The organism is Phocaeicola sp. RTP21198st1_B8_RTP21198_201120, from assembly GCF_040929485.1.
Classification (GTDB): domain Bacteria; phylum Bacteroidota; class Bacteroidia; order Bacteroidales; family Bacteroidaceae; genus Phocaeicola; species Phocaeicola dorei.
On record NZ_JBCOCI010000168.1, the window covers coordinates 1,877 to 3,377 of the forward strand.

Annotated in this window: 1 protein-coding gene; it reads right to left on the reverse strand. The window is 46.2% G+C overall.

Features of this window, described 5'->3' with window-relative positions:
• On the reverse strand, positions 1–1,501 hold a 1,501-nt coding region (locus tag AB5935_RS23950; RefSeq protein ID WP_368327654.1), incomplete at both ends, for an SLBB domain-containing protein.

Here is a 1,501-nt window from a genome sequence, read left to right on the forward strand (position 1 = left end):
CAGAAGCGGCTTCACGCAATCCACCTGCCTGAATGATCAAGTCTTCAAGGGTCATGTTATCCGCATAAGGATAAGAATCAGGTTTGGCTACTTCACCGTGGATTACGACGTTGCCTCTGTCTTCCAGGTCATGAATACTCGGAATATAAAGGATGTCGTTTTTCATCAGGATGATGTTTTGGGAAGTACCGTCCATGATGGCTTTGATGTCTACTGGAACAACTTCGGTAGTCAGATCTTCACGCTGACGATAGAGAACAGCACGGTTCAAGAAGGCATCACCGGTCAGACCTTGGGCTTCGTTTACCAGTTCACGGACAGTATTCAGTTTTCCATTCAACTGGTAGATGCCGGGACGATAAACGGCTCCACGGATTTCAAGTTTATTGATGAAACGATTAAGGATGGCTTCGGCGGTCACAACATCACCGTTTCGCATTTTATAGACACTATAGTCAAGGTCTTTGACTGTGTTTACTTCATATTCCTGCCCGTTCTGGCGTACGACACGTAAGGAACGGGTGTAGGCGTCGGCTTCAAAGCCACCGGCATAGCTGATAAGAGTGGATAGACTCTCATCCTTGGTCATTTCGAAACGCATTGGGCGTTTCACTTTTCCGTCGATCTTAACCAATACGTCATAGGCAGGGACTATTACTACATCGCCTTCCTGAAGACGAATGTCATCCTGAATGTTTCCTTTCATGATAAATTGGTAGACGTCGATCGTGGCGATATTTTTGCCGTTACGTACCAGCTGTACATTGCGAAGGCTTCCTATGTCACTGACTCCACCCGCACGGTAAAGTGCATGGAAAACTGTGGCAAAAGAAGAGAGGGAGTAAGTACCCGGTTGGACAACCTCACCCATTACATTGATCTGGATAGTACGTATGCTGCCCAAAGTCAGACGGATGTCAGAGGTGGGATCATTCGCATTATTAAGACCATTATATATCTTGTTTAATGTCTTTTTGAGATAGTCGTTGGCTTCAGTAATAGTCAGTCCGTTCAAGTTAACAGGACCTATTTTCTGAATGTTGATCGTGCCATCAGGAGAAATCTGTTGGCGGATAGTGTTCTGGCTGGCTCCCCAGATATCAATAATCACCTCATCACCGGGACCCAGACGATAGTTCAAGGGAGTGGCGATGTTGACGCTCGGTTCAAAAGTCAGGTTACGGGTGTTGAAAATATTTCGTCCGAAAACCTGATTGCCACGTGCGAGGTCTTGAGTGCTCGGGTGGTCTTCCAGCATATCGGAAGTGTTTTCTTTCATTTCCTCACGAAGGCGTGATTCATTGATGTCGGTACCCGTTGCATTGGAAACATTGACATTGTTTTGCTGCTCATATAGTTGCTTCACACGAGTTGCCTGTTCTTTGGTCACACCCCTACGTGCCAGTTCAGAGGCTAGTTGTTTCTGTTCTTTACCCTGGCGGATGCCATCCTTTACATATTCAAGAACTTGGGAGTCGCTCATGCTTTGAGCCATTAAAGG